The sequence below is a fragment of the Paenochrobactrum pullorum genome (assembly GCF_041929845.1).
Taxonomy (GTDB): Bacteria; Pseudomonadota; Alphaproteobacteria; order Rhizobiales; family Rhizobiaceae; genus Paenochrobactrum; species Paenochrobactrum pullorum.
This window is the reverse complement of the sequence record NZ_JBHEEH010000007.1, coordinates 75522-95102: the sequence shown is the minus strand read 5'-3', so window position 1 is coordinate 95102 and position 19581 is coordinate 75522. Positions and strand designations below refer to the sequence as shown.

Genomic DNA, 19581 nt, shown 5'->3' with positions numbered 1-19581 from the left:
ATCAGGTCTCCATCACACCGCGGCGTCCCATTAGACCACGCGGACGTACCAGCAGAATAACCACAGCCACCAGATAGATAATGACTTGGTCAATGCCTGGAATAATTGATTTAATCTCGGTCATCGAAGCAAAAGATTGTAAGATACCGAGCAGGAAACCGGCAATAACAGCGCCTGGCAGCGAACCCATACCACCCACCACAACGACCACGAAGCTGAGGACAAGGAAGTCCATGCCGATATGATAGTTAGGCGGTAATAGTGGTGTGTACATAACGCCGGCAACACCGGCCACTACGGCCGCAAGCCCGAAAACCACGGTAAAGCGCCGGTCGATATCAATGCCGAGAAGTCCGACTGTTTCACGATCTGCCATACCAGCACGCACGACCATGCCGAAAGTGGTGAATTGCAGGAATGCAAACACGCCGCCGATAACGGCTAAAGAAAAGACAAGATAAACAAGACGCCACCACGGATAGGTGAGGGTGTGCGCCTGCATGCCTATCCATGAACCGATATCAGCCGCGCCGCGTAAATCCGACGGAACCGGCTGGGGTACTGGATTGGCACCGAAAAAGCTTTTGATGATTTCTTGCAGAACAATCGCCAGTCCGAAAGTGACGAGAATTTGCTCGGCATGGCTGCGTTTGTAAAAATGTTTGATCAGGCCGCGTTCCAAGACGATACCTATAATCAACATCACCGGAACGGCCAGTAGGATGGAAATGGGGACAGAATAATCGACAAGTACGGCACCGAAATCGCCGAGCCAGTTTTGCACTAGCGGCGTACGGATTTCTACCGGTGCGCCCCAAGGTGAGAGTTTCGTCGGGTCTGTGGTGACGACTTCCATCGTGATGAGATAGCGAAACATCACTGCACAAAAGCAGCCAAGCATAAATAAAGCGCCGTGAGCGAAGTTCACCACGCCCAGCGTACCAAAGACCAGCGTAAGGCCAAGGGCGATAAGAGCGTATGCACCGCCTTTATCCAGACCATTGAGCAATTGCGCAAATAACGCGTTCATATCTGTTCCTGCGGGTTAGAACCTTAAAAAGGTGAAAGTGATGAATCATCCGGCGCAAACCTGCGCCGGATAAAATGCCCGTTTTTAATGATCAGCAGGTTTTCGGGTCGTATGGGCCCAATTCACCGCCAAAAATACTTGGGTCATAAGTCACATCGGCGCGTGCGGCCTTGCCGACCACATTGAGAACGTCGAATTTGCTGGTCGGGTTTTCATTACCGCGCACCACAAGTACATCCTTGAAGCACTGGTGATCGCTGCCGCGATAAAGTGTAGGGCCGTTGCCCATACCGTCAAATTCAAAATCTTCCAGCGCTTTGATAACTTCCGGCGGATAGAATGTGCCGGCGCGTTCACAGGCATCAGCGTAAAGAATAGCCTGAACATAGCCTGTATGTGCGGACTGTGATGGCGGTGAACCATAGGCTTCACCATAGGCTTTGGTGAATGCTTTGGTGCCTTCATCATCAAGCGCCCAATGCCAGTTGGACGTACCGAAGATGCCTTTTACGGCTTCGCCGGCACCAACAGCCATCAATTCGGAGAACATCGGCACAACGATTTCAAAGTTTTTGCCGTTTGCTTGGCGGTCACGCAGGCCAAATTGCACTGCCTGCGGCAGTGAGTTGACCATATCATGGCCATAGTGGTTGAGGATCAGCACGTCCGCACCGGAGTTCATCACCGGTGTCAGATATTGTGAATAGTCACCCAATCCAAGTGGTGTGCGCACGGTTGCAACGGTTTCCCAACCAAGGGCTTCTGTTGCGGCTTTAATGGATTCTTCCTGTGTCCAGCCCCATGTATAGTCGGCGGTCAGGTGATAGGCGCGGCGTTCGCGGCCATATGCTTCAGCCAAGAAAGGCGCAATCGCGACACCGGACTGATAGGCGTTAAAGAAGTGACGGAAGCCGTAACGACGTTTGTCTTTACCGGTTGTATCATTGGAGTGGGTCAGGCCGGACATGTAAATCACGCCTTTTTCCTGACAAAGGCTCTGCACGGCGATGGCTTCACCCGATGTCACGGAGCCGGTCACCATGATGGCTTTATCACGCTCGATCATACGACGTGCGCCATCGCGTGCGGCGTCGGTGTTTGTTTGGGTGTCACCCGTTACAAATTCGACTTTTTTGCCTAAAATACCATTACCTTTCAAGGATAGTGGTTTAAGCGTATTGAGTGCGCCACCGTCACCTTCACCATTGATATGTTTAACGGCCAGCTCATAGGCTTTCAGCTGTTCCAAACCTTCTTCGGCGTAAGAACCGGTTTGTGGTACGATAAAACCGAAAACAGGGTTGCCGCTTCCGGGATTATTACAAAATTCCTCGGCCCAAGCGCCTTTGCTGAAAACCAGTGGTGTGCCGAGTGAGGTCACAAGACCAGCACCTGCACCCTTGATGACAGTACGCCTGTTGATACGAAATGACATATGAGCTCCTCCTCGAGCATAGTTTTTATGCTTATTGTTCCCAAGGATCAGTGTCGTTCAAAAGAAATATACTTCAATAACAAATTGATATTGCTATATGAATTTGTAAATATTATAGTTTTTGTAAATATTATTTTGTCAATAATTTACATGTCTGTTTTATCCTGTCGGAGCTATCATGCGCGCACCTATCGGCATACAGATCAGAAAACAAAGAAAAGCCACCGGACAATCACAGGCAAGTCTGGCAAAAGCCGTTGGCATTTCAGCCAGTTACTTAAATCTTATCGAGAGCAACAAGCGTGCGATTGGTGGCGCATTATTATTGCGTTTGGCAGAGCGTCTCAATCTGGATGTGGAGCATTTATCCGGTCGCAGCGAGCAACGGCAAATTTTGGCTTTGCAGGAAATTGCCACCGATCCGGTTTTAAGCAAAATTGACTTGAACACGATCGAAATGACAGATTTTGTTGCCCGTTATCCGGAAGCGGCAAAGGCAATTCAATTGCTTTATCAGGCTTATACGGATGCTAATGAAGATATGGAAGCCTATGCCAGCCGATTGCGTTCCGATCCGTTTTTGTCGGAAACGCTGCATGAAGTGCTGAACCGTATCGCCGCTATCCGTTCAAGCGCGGAAATCTTGTTCACCATGCCGGATTTAAATGCCACAGACCGGTACCGCTTTACCGGTATGATTAATAGTGAAGGTGGCAGTCTTACCAGCACTGTTCGCAATTTGGCCTCATATTTTGATGAATCGACCGCACGGCGCAAAGCAATTACGCCTTTGCAGGAGGTTGAGGAAGCTATTATTGGTTGGGAAAATTACTATCCAAGCCTCGAAGAGGCGGCTGTTGAATTGAGGCGTGAAATTGAAATCCACGGTGAATTTTCAGAAACAACCTTGACTATCGCACTGGAAAAAAAGCTGAAAATCCGCTGCAAGAAATGGGCGGAAAAGCAAAATGTCAGTTGGGGACATTGGTTTGATACTGCCAATGATACGCTTTGGTTTCGCGGCAATACAACTGCCGCAACACGGCAATTTCAGATGGCCAATCTTTATGCGGCCAAATTAACCCAAAGTTTGATTGCGGCGCAGGCTGACCTTTTCAACCTCTCGTCGCCGGAAGCGCGCTCCATCGCCGAGCATGCTTTGTCGTCATATATCGCTGGTGCGATTATGATGCCTTATGAGATGTTTTTCAAAGATGCAGAAGAACATCTCTATGACATTGATTTATTATCGCAAATTTATAACGCAAGCTTCGAGCAGGTGGCTCATAGATTGGTGACATTGCGGCGAAAAGGCCAAGAAGGTGTGCCATTCGGCTTTTTGCGTGCCGATATGGCCGGACGGTTGAGTAAACGTTTTCCGCTGCCTGGTTTCACATTGCCGGTTTCGGGGCATGGCTGTTTGCTTTGGCCGGTCTATGATGCTTTTGCCTCTAACAGTGCTATCAGACAAATTTCAGAATTTACCAATGGAAACAAATATTTGTTGATAGCCAAGGCCGTGCCGAAACGCGTGTCTGCCTTTGGTGAGCGACCATTGGTATTTTCGGTCATGCTGGCTTGCGATATTTTGCATGCCGACAGAACGATTTACGGCAAGGGTCTGGAACTCAGCGCTAAACCAGTGCCGATTGGCCCTTCGTGCCGCCTTTGTATCCGGTATGATTGCGGGCACCGGCAGGAACCGGCATCAGCACCTTGAATTTCAGCCACTGACCGGTTGGCATAAAGGCAGGCTGATGCGGAAACAGACATCAGTTTGCCCACTATCGACAAGCTCGAGTGAGCCGTTCATCTTAGTGATGATACGGTGGCTGATATTCAACCCCAAGCCAAGACCATGGTTTCCATGTGCATTTTCGCGCGATGAACCGCGCACGAACTTGTCGAAAATGCTGCGCTTGAACTCCTCCGGTATTCCGGTGCCGTTATCAGAGATTTCAACGTGATACTGGTCATTTGCATGATATGACCTGATTTTCACTACCGGGAAAACTGCATCATTATGAGCAATCGCATTGGCAATAATGTTAATGAAAACCTGTGAAAGTCGATCAGGATCGGTATGAACCCAAGCCTCTTTGACGCGTTCCCCGCTTTCAACCAGCATGGAGCGCTGTTGGGCCAGTGCTTCACAAACCTCCACAGCTCGTTCTAAAACTTCCGCGGCATTGGCTTCAATATTTTCCCAATTGCGTTCGCCATGTTCCAATGCATTGAGATCGAGAATTTCATCAAGCAATTTAGTCAAACGCATACTTTCGCGGTGAATCGTATTGATAAAGCGCTTTTTGTGGCTTTCATCAAGCTGATCATCGGTGAGTAAAATTTCGGAAAATGAGCGGATCGACGTCATCGGTGTGCGCACTTCATGGCTGACTTGGGACAAAAAATCATCCTTTTGTCGGTGCAATTCATGCAAAAGCGCATTGGCTTCGGTCAGTTTTTGCGCGGTTTCACGCAGTTCCTGCGATTTTTCTTCCAATTCGTGTGAATATTCGATCACTTGCTGGGTTTCATCGGCGATACGCATCACTTCTTCCAGCGTGATAATATCGCCAGCCACAATTTTGCTGAGCAAGAGATGGGCGGATGCAGAACCAATAGAACTAGCAAGGCTTCGCTCCAGCTCGGCAATAAATTCGGGCGAGGCATTAAAACGCTCGCGGCCATGCCCGCGCGGGATATTATGAACATCGAAGAAATTTTTAGCACGTGACCAACCTTGGACACGTTCAGCCACGAAAAACAATTCGTCCGTTGAAACCGAGCCTTGAATAATATGCGATTGCGCTGTCTGACCAGGCTTGAAAACATCAACAAAGAGCGTTGCCTGAATATGCTCCATCACGCTTTGATTGGTCAGCATGGAAACGGAAAACAGGGTGGAGATATTAAAAAACATGCTCCAAAACACTGAATGCACCAGCGGGTCATAGCCTTCCATGCCGAAGAGTGCTTCGGGGCGCAGTATGGATAAGCCCCACGGTCCAAATTCGACAATTTGCGCAACCACTTCGCTGGTCGTGCCGAAACTTGGCAAAAAGGATGTCCATGCCCAGATGATAAAACCGATCAGAATACCGGAAAAGGCACCTTTGACTGTGGCTGCATGCCAATAAAGGGCTGCCACCATCGCAGGCAACAATTGTGCCACACCGGCGAAAGAAATGAGCCCGATCGGTGCCAAAGCATCGGAATTGGAGGTCAGCCAGAAATATAAAAAGCCAAGACACAAAAGTGCAGCAATAGAAATGCGTCTTGTACGCAGCAAAAGTCTTGCAATACCGCGTTCACCTGCCGCTTCCAGATTATCGGAATGGCGTAGCGCAATAGGCAAAATAACATGGTTGGAAACCATGATGGAAAGCGCAATGGAAGCGACGATAATCATCGAAGTGGCGCTGGAAAAGCCGCCGATAAAGGCAAAAAGCGCCAAGCCGTCATTGCCGGTCGACATTGGCAGCGTCAACACGAACATATCCGGATTGGAACCGGCTGGCATAGTTGAAAGACCATAAAGCGCTATCGGCATGGTGAAAATACTCATCGCCAGCAAATAAGCCGGAAATGCCCATCCTGCGGTGCGCAAATGCTCTTCATTGGAGTTTTCAACGACTGTAATCTGAAATTGGCGCGGCAAACAGATAACGGCGCAGGCAGATAAAAACAACACTGTTACCCAGCGGCTGCCAAAGCTTTCACGTTCATGAATATTAATGCCTGCTTCGGCCGCTTGGGTGTAAATTTGCTCCATACCGCCACCGAGGCTGAAAACAACAAAAATGCCGACGGCAATGAGTGCTATCAGTTTGACAATGGCTTCAAAAGCGATGGCTGCAACTACGCCGTGATGTTGCTCGCGGGCATCGACATTGCGAGTGCCGAATAAAATGGTGAAAAGTGCCATACCGATGGCAACGCCAAGTGCAAGTTTTACTTCGTCCAATCCGCCCCCACTTTTGGCGATGGAAATGACTTGAATGGAACCGGTAATGGCTTTGAGTTGCAGGGCAATATAAGGGGTAATGGTAATGACTGCGATGAGGGTAACAAGCACGGCAAGGGGGCTGGATTTACCAAAACGCGATGATAATAGATCCGCTACGGAAGTGATGCGTTGTGCATGGCTGATGCGGATGAGTTTGCGCAGCAAAAACCACCAGCCGACAAATACCAAAGTCGGCCCCATATAAATGGCCATATACTCAAGCCCGCTGCGGGCGGCTGTGCCGACTGCACCGTAAAATGTCCAGCTGGTGCAATAAACCGAGATGGAAAGCGTATAAATAAACGGTGATCGCAGAAAACCAACATTGCCACGTTGCGCGCGTTGGTCTGAAATATAAGCAAGCAGAAATAAAAGCCCGACATAGGCAATAGCTGTCAGAATAACGAAATTCGGTGACAGCAACATTAAAGCCTACTTTCATCACTGGTTAGAACGGGTGTTGGTGACGTTTTGGCAGGAGGGATTTGTGGTGATGCATCATGAGCGGGCGCTATAATTTTGCTGCGTTTACGCGAGATGATAAAGGCCATGATGACCATTATTGTCCAGACGCCAAGTAAATATAGAAAAGCCAGAGGCATTCCAAAGATCAGAACTTTGTGGTTAAACAAATTCATCATCGGTGGCAGTGAAAAAACTGCACCGAAAAGCGGTAGCAAAAACAGCGCATTGTCGCGTTTTTTTTCATTTTCGCTCTGTGGTAAACGGCTATTTGCCATATCAGCCCGCTTTAATTGTTTGCGGCATAGATAAAAGGCGATTGACCTCGGCTATAACTTCACTGTTGGAATAAGGTTTGGTTATAAAACCATCCGCATTTAAATCTGCGGCCATTTTGCGGTCATAACGTTGGCCGCGGGCGGTCAAAACCAGCACATTGGTTTGATAAATATCCGGTTGGGCACGGATTGCTTTTAAAACATCCATGCCGTTTTTTCGCGGCAGCATGATATCCAGCAACAACAAGCGTGGTTGCAGACGAACAAGTGCCTCTAATGCAGCTTCCCCGTCATGAACGGCTGCAACACTCCAGCCGTTTCGCTGCAGGATAAATTCAAGGGACTCTAATATTGCGGGTTCATCTTCTGCAATAAGAATATCCAACACCACTTAACTCCCAATTTTTAAGTCTTGATCAGCGCTGTTCCCTTTTATTGATGGTTTTATAAGGCGCTGGTGACTTTTTATCTTTATGCTTTTGTCGCTATTGAAGCTGAAAAATTTCGGCGGCACAAGCCGTTTAAAAGAAACCTCATCAGGCTGTGAGGCCATGGATGTGATTCCAACAGTTTAATATGCGTCAACGCGATAAACAGCCTATTCAATGGTCTAATAACGGTTGAAATCCGCCAGTTTGCTTTCTTTGTGGTTTAAAACCCTCAGCCAAGGCTTGCAAAACATGCTCAGTATGAAATGTTGCAGCCTGTTTGGAAAATAAACAACCAATAATCCTTGAAAATAACGGACATGAGAGAATGACGGGTATTGATACATATGAACTGGTTTGGCTGGTAATCGGCCTGCTGGTCGCCGGGGGCATTACTGGTATGCTTGCCGGTCTATTTGGTGTTGGCGGCGGCACGGTTGCGGTACCCATTCTCTATGAATTGTTTCGTTATTTAGGCGTGCCGGAAGATGTGCGGATGCAATTATGCATTGGTACTTCGCTCGCTATTATCGTGCCAACTTCGATCCGTTCTTATTATAGTCATAAGGAGCGGGGTGCCATTGATATGGCTTTGCTACGTAGCTGGGTCGTCCCCATTCTGGCAGGTGTTATCATTGGTTCGATGATCGCACGTTTTGCACCGGCTGATTTGTTTAAAATTATTTTCGTGATGGTGGCAGGTTTTACGGCAATTCGTTTGTTGTTTGCCAAAGACAATTGGTATCTGGGCACAACCTATCCAAGCAAGATTGTTGTTAAACTTGTTGGTGCCGTTATAGGCGTGCTCGCTTCTTTGATGGGGATCGGCGGCGGTCAGCTCTCCACATTGTTTATGACCTTTTACAAACGCCCCATTCATGAAGCCGTTGCAACCTCTGCCGGTGTGGGTGTTCTGATCTCTATTCCGGGCGCGTTGGGCTATATTTTTGCCGGTTGGCCGACAGCTGCACTTTATCCGGATGTTGCAGCATTGCAGCCGCCACTGACACTTGGTTATGTATCACTGGTCGGCTTTTTGCTCTTCATTCCGACCAGTATTTATATGGCACCGATTGGTGCAAAATTGGCGCACCGCCTTTCCCGCCGCAAGCTGGAAATGGCATTCGGACTGTTTCTGACAGCTATTTGTCTGCGCTTTTTATACAGTATTTTCTTTTAAAAACTGTTTTTTACGTTCTGCCGCGCGCTTTTGCTCGCGGTAGAACACAAATAATCCGCTGCCGACCACAATAAAACCACCGACAAAGGTCCAGATATCGGGCATATCGCGGAAGACAATCCAACCGACGATTATTGACCAGACCAGTTGCAAATAATTGAACGGCTGCAGCAAGGTTGCAGGTGCCAGCGTCAGCGCTTTAATTAAAAAGAAATGCGCGGTCATCGCCATGATGCACAGAAGTCCGAGCCATAAGAGGTCAACCGGTGCCATGCTGATCCAAAAGAGCGGCAGACCGAGCGTCATGAGAACCGCACCGACTGCGCCTACATAAAAGAATGATGTTATGGCACTGTCACTTGTGCCTGAAACGCGGGTTAAAATCTGATAAAGTGCATAGGCGATTGCACCAAGAATGGTGTAAACGGCACCAAATTCCATCACACCACTGCCTGGGCGCAGGATAACGAGGATCCCGCCAAAACCAACAGCTAAAGCTAACCATCGGCGCCAGCCGACTTTTTCACCTAAAAAAATAGCTGCCAATGCTGTGACAAACAACGGATAAGATTGAAACAGCGCGATGACCTCTGCAAGCCCCATAGTTTTAAAGGCTAAGCCAACCATAGCAATTTCAAAAACCAGAATAAGGCCGCGTGCAATTTGAATGACAGGTTTTTTGGTTTTTACTGTTTGTTTGAAACCACTATCAGCGCGGGCTGCCATCACTGTCCCGACAGCGAAAAACACCCAATAGCGTACCATAATAATAAAAGTAATCGGATAATCAGCGACAAGATGTTTGGTAATTGCATCCTGCATGGCAAAAATGGCGGTGGCACCAATCACCAACACAATACCGATTTTATGGTTGCGTTCTGTCTGACCGCCTGGAACCTGTATGGTCTGAGCGGAAACAGGAGCGGATCCATCCGCAGAGTGAACGGCGAAATGCTTGTTATTATTCAATTTTTAATGCCAACTTATTGGATATTTGCTTGAAAGCGAAAATATGCAGGGAAACACACAAATCACCGTCAATCAATTGGCAGTGATATGGGATGCAGGCTATCTGGTTTCGTTCAAGAATCCAATTCCAAAAATTGTAGGGTAAAATCGGCAACAATTCCAAGCATTAAAAGGAAAATCAGGAAAAACTGAAATTTTTTGGTTTTAACACGCATAGCGAAGAGGATGCAAAGCGTGCTGAATGCCAGCAAAGTCAATTCTTTGATCAGATCTTCCATATTATCGGATACAATATTATTGCGAATGTCATTAAGATATTGAATGATATTCAAGATAATGAAAAATGTGAAAAGCCATTTTTTCCGCGAGAAGAAATATTCTTCATAACCGCCATATTCGTTGACATCATCAGGCGTCAAAGTCACACAAATGAAAAATAGCCCGAAGACATATGACAGATCAACAACATAGGTATAGACATCATAGACTTTTGTTGAGCTGTCAAAAAGGTAATCCCACCAAAACTGGATGATCCAGAGCAGTATGACTAAAACCCAACCCATATGGATTTTTGATATTTTATGTTTGGTCGGATGCTGGATGAAACGTGATAAAAAAATCAGAATACGCGACAGGCACAGGCTGATGCCCATGCCATTGATAATACGCATATGCGTAAATGTATCGGCCGCAGTAATCGCGGTTTGAAGACCGGAAGCCAAAAAGCACCTGAATATTTGATAAAAGTAGACAAGTTTAATGTAGATGGTTCGCTAAACGATATACTTTCCTTATATATGACGCAACAAGCATTAAATTGGAGGTAGCGATTGTGTTAAGCTTAATAAGTTACCTAATGCTGATCGCAGAATAAAGTAGCCTTTAGCATGAGATTCGTCTGATTATGAATGCCATCCAATAATTATGAATTGTATTTATGATTATATTATTTAATAAACCTTCTAATTTACAGATAACAATGATGTAATCTAGTAGAAATTTATATTTATATTTCAGAAAATGAGTAAGATTTCAAAAATATATTGTTATTTCTTCATAATGATTAATCTGGATTGACAAAAGAACTGTGAATGGCAATCAATTACAGTAAAAAGACGCATGTGTTTTATATGTGCGGATCATTTTAATAATAGCATATATAGGATCAATTTATGTCATATTCTATCGTGCCAAAATATCTGACATTAACAGCCGCTTTGCTTGTTTCCTGCGCTGGTACATTTTCTGCATATGCACAAGATAATGCGTCGTCGCTTTTACCCGGTGGAGCGAGCTCTTTGTCGGAAACCCATGGTGACTGGGCGGTGCAATGCCGATTGCAGGCAGCGAATGATGTAAAAACAAAACCGCATTGTTCCGTATCGCAGCAGCAACAGGATAATAAAGGTTCCCGCGTTCTGGCGGTTGAATTGCAGCCAACAGCGGATGGTACTTCGGGGGCACTGGTGCTGCCATTTGGTTTGCAACTGAGCAAAGGAGTGGCTTTGCAGATTGATGAAGCGAAGCCCGGAGCTTCTCAACAATTTTCAACATGTCTGCCGGCCGGTTGTATTGTGCCGCTGAATTTTGGTGATGCGCAGTTAAAAGCGTTGAATGCAGGCAAAACTTTAAACCTGATTGCAGAAGCAGTAAATGGTGGTGAGGTTAAATTAAGTATTTCGCTTGATGGTTTTTCGGCGGCACTCATCCGTGTTAAAGAATTGTTGAAGTAAAAACATTCAACGGGTTCTTAAAAAAAGACAGAATATTCTGTCTTTTTTTATGCTATTTTTTTGCTCAACAGGTTGAGACATGCAAAATCGGGTGGAAAAATGAATAAGGACATCGTTGAAATTTCAGGCCAATGTCATTGCGGTACGGTGAAATTTCATGTTCGTTTATCGGATGGATTACATACAGCGCGTCGTTGCACATGTTCTTATTGTCGTATGCGCGGCGCTATTGCCGTCTCGGCTGAATTGCCGGATATTAAGATTTTAGAAGGGGAGGACAAGCTCACCCTTTATCAATTTAATACCAAAAATGCGAAACACTATTTCTGCTCGGTTTGCGGGATTTACACTCATCATCAGCGCCGGTCAAATCCACATCAATATGGCGTGAATGTTGCCTGTCTTGAAGGCATCAGCCCGTTTGATTTTGATGAAGTTCCCGTCAATGATGGTGTTTCTCATCCTTCAGACCGGAAAACAGTAGATGGCAAAAAGCCGGTGCAATATGCAGGCATATTGAAATTTATTGCGACAGAAGTCACCGATTAAAAATCATCGGCATAGATAATAAAAATGCCCCTGAATGTCAGGGGCATTTTGGTATTTAATACTGATATCAAAGCTTTTGCAGCTTTAATTTGGAAGCGCGCCCTTTATGCATGAAAACCGTATTGACGGCTGTTTTCTTGCGGCGACTGGTGCCTTCCGGTTCACCGGTGTTTGGATTGACATCATATTTAGGGAAGTTCGATGATGAAATATCCAAGCGAATGCGATGACCTTTTTTGAACATATTGGCTGTTGCGAAAGGCGAAATGGTGATTTTAAATACTTCATCTTTGGCTACCGGCTCAGGCTTGTCGAAACCATTGCGGTAACGTACGCGGAAAATACCATCCGTAATATTGAGCGCGTAGCCACGCGGATAGTCTTCAGATGGCGGATAAACATCAACCAATTTGGCGGTGAAATCCGTGTCCAAAGCATCCGTTGTGACCCACAGCTCAATTTCAACGGGGCCTGCAATGCTGGTATCTTCAGGCAAAATGTCGGTTTCGAAGCTTAGGACATCATGACGGGCTGTCAGTGGCAGACCCGGATGGGTGCAGCCATAAAAGGCTTCCGATTCAACTTGATTGAAGCCGCCGCCGGTGAAAATCGGTTCGCCGGATGTGAGCGAGCCGCCAATGGTCGGCACCGGATTGCGCGGGTCAAAATCATAACTGATTGCGGCATTTTCCGCCTGCGGCGCCGATATTTGCAGGCTCATATCTGCATGGAGATAAAGATCAAGCGGTTTTGCTTCCGGCAATGGCCAGTCGGTGCTTTCGATCCAGTGTCCACCATGATCAAGATGACCAGCTTCTGTTTTCTTGCCAGAACCGCCGCCCATTAAGAACAAATGAACGCGTCCGGCCTGTTTTGGATCGGTTTCATCTTTTAAATAATGTGCAAACCATTTTTCACGGTAAGTCAGCCAGTCTTCATCAATCTGGCCGTCAAAAACGGCTGCAGCACCAAAATCCACATCACCAAAGACTTGCCGTGAGCGATTGCCATGTGTCCAGGGTCCCATGATGAGGCTTAATGGGCGTTCCGCGTCGCCTTTCAGCGCGGTGTAATTTTCAAGTGTTGTGGTGACATAGGCGTCATACCAGCTTGACATGAAAATGATTGGCACTTTCGGGAAAGTGTCATAGTAACCGGCAGCATAAATGCCGACTTTTTTCCAAAAATCGTTGAAAGTACCGTTTTGCCATTGCTCAACGAGGTAATCTTCATATTCGCCGTTCCAACGTACCGGTGAACGGCCTTTTGTCCACGGCATCTGGGCAAACCAGTCATGTAGGCTTTCATTAGCCACAGCGGCCGCAGTGCGATCATCGGTTGCTTCTTGTGCGCGGTGATATGCCCATGTGGCTTGTTTTAATTCAAATGCGCCGCCTTGGCGAATGCCGCAGGTATAAGCATTGGAAAAACCGCCGGAATCGACAGACATGGCAGCAAGTCCGGGAGGATTGAGACAGGCCATCGCCATTTGTGTATGGGCATTATAGGAAAGACCTTGCGTGCCGATACGGCCATTCATCCAAGGTTGCGCCGCAATCCATTCCATCGTGTCGAAGCCGTCTTCGCCTTCAGACAGATATTTGGTGAAATGGCCTTCACTTTCATAGCGCCCACGGCAATCTTGCCAGACCGCAATATAACCAAGACGCACCATATGGATCGCCAGATCCTGACGCGACATGGGGGTCGGCTTTTTCACCGATAATTCTGTGCGTGGGGTGCCTGCTTTGTCATAGGGCGTACGTTCCAGAATAACGGGTAAAGGTGTTTCCACCGGTTTACCGTCCTTGGCAGGACGGTAAATATCGGTTGCCAGATGAACGCCATCTCGCATCGCAACCATAACGTTGCGGTGCACGATGACATCGTCGGCGACCAAAGTCGCCGCCGTCAATTCATTAGGTGTAAAGGTCATTTTTGCTTCCGCACATCCTGTCCAATGGTTCGTTCAGCTAAGTTCGGGGTGAAATCAATGCCATCACGCGACGCCCAGTAAATTTTCTGGAAGTAGAGCGGCACAATAGCCTGATCTTCCATGGCAATTTTGGTGGCATCTTCCAGCTTCTTCATACGTGTTTCATGGTCGAATTCTTCCATGGCCGAAGTCAGCATCGCATCAAATTCTGGGTTGGAATAACGCATGCGGTTAAAACCACCTGTGCCGGCATCTTTGCTGTAGGTCTGTAAGAGCGAACGCAGGCTGCCTTCTGCATTTGGAGTGGAGGCGCCAAGCGAGAAAATATACGCGCCATATTCGCCCTTGGTGGCCGCTGCCGCATAAACGTTATATGGCTGTGTTTGCACGCCGTTGACCTTGAGGCCTCCGCGCGCCAGCATCTGACCCATTGCCTGCGCAATGTCGCCATCACCCGGAAAGCGGTTGTTGGATGAGTAAAGCGTGATGCCGAAACCTTCAGGGAAACCAGCTTCGTTCAAGAGTTTTTTGGCTTCAGCTGCATCTGCTTTGGTTGGTTGCAGGTCTTTGACATAGCCACCCAGCACGGATGGGACAATCTGCGCCGAGGCGACGCCGGAACCGTTCAAAATACGATCAACCATCAGATTGCGGTCGATCATTGATGAAATAGCTTTACGCACACGTGCATCGCGGAACGGATTTGGCTCGATTGGTTTGCCGCTCGCATCGACGACACCCGGTGCTGTGTCATCACGCATGCTAAGAGCAAGATAAACCAGACGACCGGATTCAATCGGATAAACTTTAATGCTCTTTTCGCCTTCAAGACGTGCAACATCTGCTGGTGAAACAGCGTCGATCAGATCAACGGAACCGGAAAGAAGAGCGGCAGTGCGTGCGGCATCATTGGCAATAAAACGGAATTCAACTGTGTCGTAATCCGGTTTTTCACCCCAATAACCGTCATAGGCAACGAGCTTCAAAGATTCAGCCGGTTTCCATTCAACAAATTTGTAAGGGCCAGTACCAATTGCAGCTTTACCAGAATTGAAGTCTTCAAGGGTCGCATTTTCGGCAGCGTTCTTGGAAACCAAAAAAACGCGGCCGATTTGCTCCATCAAAGCCGGATTAGGGCGTTTGGTGGTCACACGAATGGTGTGATCGTCGATCTTTTCCACTTTGGCGATCGAGCTGACAGTGTCGGTGAAGGGTGCCGGACTATTTGGCACTTTGTCAGTACGGGCGAGTGAGAAAATCACATCATCAGCGGTGAAAGGTGAACCATCGTGGAATGTAACGCCTTGACGCAAACTAATTTCCCATGTCAGCGGGTCAAGGTTTTTCCACTCAGTGGCCAGGTGCGGGTGCATTTGCAAATTGGCGTCTGTAAACAACAATGTTTCAAACATGTTGTCGGCAGTCATCTGATTGTTGCCGGTGCGCGAAAATTGCGGATCAATTGCCGATGGTTCGTTGGCGCGTCCGATAACCACATTATCAGCAAAGGCTGAAAGTGAGGTGGTGGCCAGCATTGCCGCCGCAAAAGCAGCAGTGGTCACAGATTTCAAAAACGTCATGACAGGTTCTCCCTTTTATGCCCCGTATTGTCGAAGAGTGGTCTTTGTTCTAGATCGTTTAAGTGACAAGCACTTTGGTGTCCGTTTTCCAAATTGCGCAAAACTGGTCGCTCTAGGCGGCAGCGGTCCATTGCATAAGGGCAACGCGGATGGAAATGGCAGCCCGCTGGCGGGTTCATCGGTGAAGGAATTTCACCTTTTACCGGACTGAATGCGCGGTGGCGGCGGTCAATGCGCGGCACCTCGGCCAGCAAGGCTGCTGTATAAGGATGATTGGGATTTTCAAAAATTGTCTCGGCAGTGCCTGCCTCGACAATGCGTCCCAGATACATGATCACCACACGGTCGGCGATATGATTTACAACGCTCAAATCATGGCTGATGAAGAGATAGGTCAGATCAAAGCTTTTGCGCAGATCCATAAACAGATTGATCACCTGAGCTTGAATGGAAATATCAAGCGCTGCGATACTTTCATCGCAGATCAGAAATTCCGGTTTGACTGCCAAAGCACGGGCAATGCCGATACGCTGGCGCTGACCACCGGAAAACTGGTGCGGATAGCGATTGGCCATTGAGGGATCAAGGCCGACTGTTTCCAGAAGTTCTTTGACAAGTTTTTCTTTTTCATTTCTCTTGATGAGGCCATGCGCGACCGGCGCTTCACCGATAATATCAACAACGCGCTTGCGCGGATTAAGCGATGACATTGGATCTTGAAAGATGATCTGCGTGTTGAGACGAGCATTTTTTGCCGCTTTACCGCGTAATTTATTGCGCTCTGCACCTTTGATGAACACGTCACCTTCGGTTGCAGGCAACATTCCGGCAATGACACGGCCAAGGGTAGACTTTCCGCAGCCGGATTCACCCACCAAACCAACCACTTCACCTTTGCAGATTTGCAGATCAACACCATCCAGCGCATGAACAACACGTGGCTCGGATTGCACGCCTAGTTTGGCGGCAATTTTTTCTGCAAAGTCGGGTTCAGTGAAGAAACGTTTGGAGACATTTTTGGCTTCAGCAAAAATTTCACTCATAGGGTTTGCTCCCCTGCAACGGGCGAAAGCGGATGGAAACAACGCCAGCGATGGCCATGATCATCGGTTGTGACCGCAGGCTCGGCCAGACAGGCATCCGTGGCGTAATCGCAACGTGTGCGGAATGCACAACCTTCCGGACGTTTGAGCGGGTGGGGCGCGACCCCGCGAATTTGGGTGAGGCGTGCGCCACGTTCATTGGCCGCTGGTGCCGATCCGATAAGCCCTGCGGTATAAGGATGTTTTGGTCGATCCAGCACGTCGTCAACCAAACCTTGTTCGACAATGCGTCCGGCATACATAACCGCCACACGGTCAGCGAGACCTGCAACAACACCCAGATCATGGCTGATCCAAATCAGCCCCATGCCGAGCTCGCGGCAAAGCGTTTGCACTTCCGACAAGATCTGGCTCTGGATGGTGACATCCAAAGCGGTTGTTGGTTCATCGGCGATGATGAGGTCAGGTTTGTGCAATAGCGCGATTGCAATCGCTACGCGTTGGCGCATACCACCAGAAAACTCATGCGGATAACTTTCAATGCGCAGTTCCGGTTGTGAAATACCCACCATGCTGAGTGCTTCAATGGAGCGTCGCAATGCTTCTTGGCGACTGACATTATCATGCGCAAGCACGGTTTCAATCATATGGGTTTTGACCGACAACACCGGATTAAGGGTCATCATCGGGTCTTGGAAAATCATCGCAATGCGATTGCCGCGCAAATGCTGCAACTGCTTAGGAGAAGCATTGAGCAGTTCTTCATCCTTGAAGAGAATGGAACCACCGACATTGCGCCCTGGCTTATCGACCAAACCGATGATGGAAAAACCCGTGATGGATTTGCCGGAACCGGATTCACCTACCAGCCCCAGAATTTCACCACGCCGAACCGTCAGACTGACCCCGTCAACAGATTTGACCACACCCGCTGGTGTGAAAAAATGGGTTTGCAGATCACGGACATCAAGGACTATTTCGCGATTCAAATTTTGCGTGTCCGTCATTGTGCCAACCTCGGATTGAGAACCTCACGCAGGCGGTCGCCTACGATATTGATGGAAAAAACCAGTGTGAGCAGCAACAGGCCGGGGAAAACGCTGATCCAGTAAAGACCGGCGAGAAGTACCTGATAACCGTTGGAAATGAGCAGGCCGAGGGAAGGTTCGGTGATTGGCAGACCAATCCCTAAAAAGCTGAGTGTCGCTTCTGCGGCAATGGCGCTGGCGATCTGGATGGTGCCGATGACGATTAAAGGCGGCATACAGTTCGGCAATAAATGCGCAAACAAAATGCGGCTTCTTCCAAGCCCTAAACAGCGCGCAGCTTCGACATAGTCTTTATTGACTTCGACTAATGCCGCCGCACGGGCTGCACGGGCAAAATAAGCCCATTGCACAAAGACAAGTGCCATGATGACTTTCCAAGTGCCTTGACCAAGCACGGCCAAAATGAGCAAAGCCACCAAAATAGTTGGAAAACCAAGCATCAGATCAACAAGACGCATGATAAATGCATCCAGACGACCGCCGCTATAGGCCGCCAGGAGACCAAGCGCCGAACCGATAAAGAGTGAAAGCAAACCCGCTGTCAGGCCAACGCTCAAGCTGGTACGCAGACCATAAAGCATGGCCGAAAGCATGTCGCGCCCTTGAGCATCAGTGCCGAGCCAATAGGTCATACCATTATAACCGACCGACATTGGCGGCAGTTTGGCGTCGAAAATATCGATCTGCATCAGATCATAAGGATTTTGCGGTGCGAGAAACGGCGCAAAAATCGCGCAAAAAACCAGCAAAATGCAAATTATGAGTGCCAGTGTGGCTTTAATGCTGCCGAAAATACCGGTGATTGCAGTGGTGATAATACCATCACCGAAAGCGGAATGAATAAGACGCAGCATTAGCGTTTACTCCTGATACGTGGATCGAGGAGCGAATATAAAATGTCGACGACCAGATTAATGATGATGAACATGGAAACGACGACCAGAATATAGGCTACAACCACAGGGCGATCGAGCGCATTTATACTGTCGATAATCAGCTTGCCGACACCCGGCCACGCGAAAATGGTTTCGGTGACAACAGCAAAAGCAATGAGTGAGCCAAACTCGATACCGATTACGGTGATGATCGGGATGAGAATGTTTTTCAACACATGCACGCTGATGATGCGGAAAGGTGACAGGCCACGTGCACGCGCAAATTTAACAAAATCAAGCGGCATGGTTTCCTGCACACCGGTACGGGTGAGGCGGATCACCAATGAGATTTTGGCCAGTGACAAATTGATGGCCGGCAAGATCAGATGCTGAATGCCGTTCCATGTTGCAAGGCTTGTTTCAATGCCAAAAATAGTACCGATCTGGCCGCGTCCGGTGGATGGCAACCAACCAAGATAAACTGAGAAAATCATGATCAGCATCATGCCTTGCCAGAAATTGGGTAGGCTGAAACCAAGAATCGAACCAGTCATGATGGTTTCATCAGTGGCACTGCCACTTTTTAGACCTGAGAGAAGGCCAAGAGGAATGCCAAAAACAAGCGCCATAATCAGTGCACAAAAGGCCAACTCTAATGTGGCGGGCAAGCGCTGTAAAATAACGCTGACAGAAGGTTGGTTATAAACAAAAGATGTACCAAGATCGCCATGCAGGGCATTCCACAAGAAATGGCCGTATTGAACGATCAATGGTTTGTCTAAGCCTAAAGACTGTGTGACTTGTGCCCGTTCTGCCATAGTGGCATCGGCGGGAAGCAAAATTTCCAGCGGGTCGCCAATGGCGTAAACACCGGCAAAGACAATCACAGATGTAATAAATAAAACGATCAGTGCCTGAAAAAGGCGGCGGATAATAAACGCAGTCATAGCGCATCCGCCCGATCATATTGAACTAATAAAAGATCCACCCATCCACCTCCAGTTTGGAATTAGAATAATTTGACA

General features: G+C 47.9%; 17 protein-coding genes. 4 read left to right on the top strand and 13 right to left on the bottom strand.

What is annotated here, in order from left to right:
• Position 1: 1 nt before the first annotated feature.
• Entirely contained in the window at positions 2 to 1030 is a 1029-nt protein-coding gene (locus JNC77_RS11580; RefSeq protein ID WP_374832633.1) for a branched-chain amino acid ABC transporter permease, read from the bottom strand.
• Between the two features lie 91 nt (positions 1031 to 1121).
• On the bottom strand, positions 1122 to 2465 hold the full coding sequence (locus JNC77_RS11575) for a substrate-binding protein (protein ID WP_374832631.1): 1344 nt from the start codon (positions 2463 to 2465) through the stop codon (positions 1122 to 1124).
• Between the two features lie 178 nt (positions 2466 to 2643).
• Here JNC77_RS11575 and JNC77_RS11570 point away from each other — a divergent pair, with 178 nt between their 5' ends.
• Positions 2644 to 4185: a helix-turn-helix domain-containing protein gene (locus JNC77_RS11570; RefSeq protein WP_374832629.1), complete on the top strand. Its 1542-nt coding sequence runs from the start codon at positions 2644 to 2646 to the stop codon at positions 4183 to 4185.
• A gap of 3 nt (positions 4186 to 4188) precedes the next feature.
• Here the strand turns inward: JNC77_RS11570 and JNC77_RS11565 are convergent, their stop codons facing one another.
• From JNC77_RS11565 to JNC77_RS11555, 3 genes are read right to left on the bottom strand one after another with little or no spacing between them, the layout of a single operon-like run.
• Positions 4189 to 6900, bottom strand: coding sequence for an ATP-binding protein (locus JNC77_RS11565; RefSeq protein ID WP_374832627.1), 2712 nt, complete (start codon positions 6898 to 6900; stop codon positions 4189 to 4191).
• On the bottom strand, positions 6900 to 7214 hold the full coding sequence (locus tag JNC77_RS11560; protein ID WP_374832625.1) for a hypothetical protein: 315 nt from the start codon (positions 7212 to 7214) through the stop codon (positions 6900 to 6902). Before JNC77_RS11560 ends, JNC77_RS11565 begins: the two co-directional genes overlap by 1 nt.
• Position 7215: 1 nt before the next feature.
• Positions 7216 to 7602: a response regulator transcription factor gene (locus JNC77_RS11555; RefSeq protein WP_374832623.1), complete on the bottom strand. Its 387-nt coding sequence runs from the start codon at positions 7600 to 7602 to the stop codon at positions 7216 to 7218.
• Between the two features lie 368 nt (positions 7603 to 7970).
• Here JNC77_RS11555 and JNC77_RS11550 point away from each other — a divergent pair, with 368 nt between their 5' ends.
• Positions 7971 to 8822, top strand: coding sequence for a sulfite exporter TauE/SafE family protein (locus JNC77_RS11550; protein ID WP_374832621.1), 852 nt, complete (start codon positions 7971 to 7973; stop codon positions 8820 to 8822).
• Here the strand turns inward: JNC77_RS11550 and JNC77_RS11545 are convergent.
• Both JNC77_RS11545 and JNC77_RS11540 read right to left on the bottom strand, forming a co-directional pair.
• Positions 8802 to 9791, bottom strand: a complete 990-nt coding sequence (locus JNC77_RS11545) for a DMT family transporter (RefSeq protein ID WP_374832619.1) — start codon at positions 9789 to 9791, stop codon at positions 8802 to 8804. The two genes, JNC77_RS11550 and JNC77_RS11545, sit on opposite strands and share 21 nt — an antisense overlap.
• Before the next feature lie 113 nt (positions 9792 to 9904).
• Entirely contained in the window at positions 9905 to 10513 is a 609-nt protein-coding gene (locus JNC77_RS11540; protein WP_374832617.1) for a hypothetical protein, read from the bottom strand.
• 450 nt (positions 10514 to 10963) lie between these two features.
• Between JNC77_RS11540 and JNC77_RS11535 the strand changes: the two genes are divergently transcribed.
• Positions 10964 to 11524 (top strand): invasion associated locus B family protein, encoded by a 561-nt coding sequence (locus tag JNC77_RS11535; protein WP_374832615.1) that lies wholly within the window; start codon positions 10964 to 10966, stop codon positions 11522 to 11524.
• A 99-nt stretch (positions 11525 to 11623) separates the two neighbouring features.
• Positions 11624 to 12073, top strand: coding sequence for a GFA family protein (locus JNC77_RS11530; RefSeq protein ID WP_374832613.1), 450 nt, complete (start codon positions 11624 to 11626; stop codon positions 12071 to 12073).
• A gap of 67 nt (positions 12074 to 12140) precedes the next feature.
• Here JNC77_RS11530 and JNC77_RS11525 read toward each other — a convergent pair whose 3' ends face one another.
• The 6 genes from JNC77_RS11525 to JNC77_RS11500 are packed head-to-tail and all read right to left on the bottom strand — an operon-like array spanning position 12141 to position 19503.
• Positions 12141 to 14009, bottom strand: a complete 1869-nt coding sequence (locus JNC77_RS11525) for a CocE/NonD family hydrolase (protein WP_374832611.1) — start codon at positions 14007 to 14009, stop codon at positions 12141 to 12143.
• On the bottom strand, positions 14006 to 15589 hold the full coding sequence (locus JNC77_RS11520; protein ID WP_374832609.1) for an ABC transporter substrate-binding protein: 1584 nt from the start codon (positions 15587 to 15589) through the stop codon (positions 14006 to 14008). The genes JNC77_RS11525 and JNC77_RS11520 overlap by 4 nt, the downstream gene beginning before the upstream one ends.
• Complete coding sequence (locus JNC77_RS11515; protein ID WP_374832607.1) at positions 15586 to 16632, bottom strand: ABC transporter ATP-binding protein; 1047 nt, start codon at positions 16630 to 16632, stop codon at positions 15586 to 15588. The genes JNC77_RS11520 and JNC77_RS11515 overlap by 4 nt, the downstream gene beginning before the upstream one ends.
• The gene (locus tag JNC77_RS11510; RefSeq protein ID WP_374832605.1) at positions 16629 to 17639 is read right to left on the bottom strand and encodes an ABC transporter ATP-binding protein; all 1011 of its coding nucleotides are present in this window, start codon (positions 17637 to 17639) and stop codon (positions 16629 to 16631) included. The genes JNC77_RS11515 and JNC77_RS11510 overlap by 4 nt, the downstream gene beginning before the upstream one ends.
• Positions 17636 to 18535: an ABC transporter permease gene (locus tag JNC77_RS11505; protein ID WP_374832603.1), complete on the bottom strand. Its 900-nt coding sequence runs from the start codon at positions 18533 to 18535 to the stop codon at positions 17636 to 17638. Before JNC77_RS11505 ends, JNC77_RS11510 begins: the two co-directional genes overlap by 4 nt.
• Positions 18535 to 19503: an ABC transporter permease gene (locus JNC77_RS11500; protein WP_374832601.1), complete on the bottom strand. Its 969-nt coding sequence runs from the start codon at positions 19501 to 19503 to the stop codon at positions 18535 to 18537. Before JNC77_RS11500 ends, JNC77_RS11505 begins: the two co-directional genes overlap by 1 nt.
• Positions 19504 to 19581 lie beyond the last annotated feature (78 nt).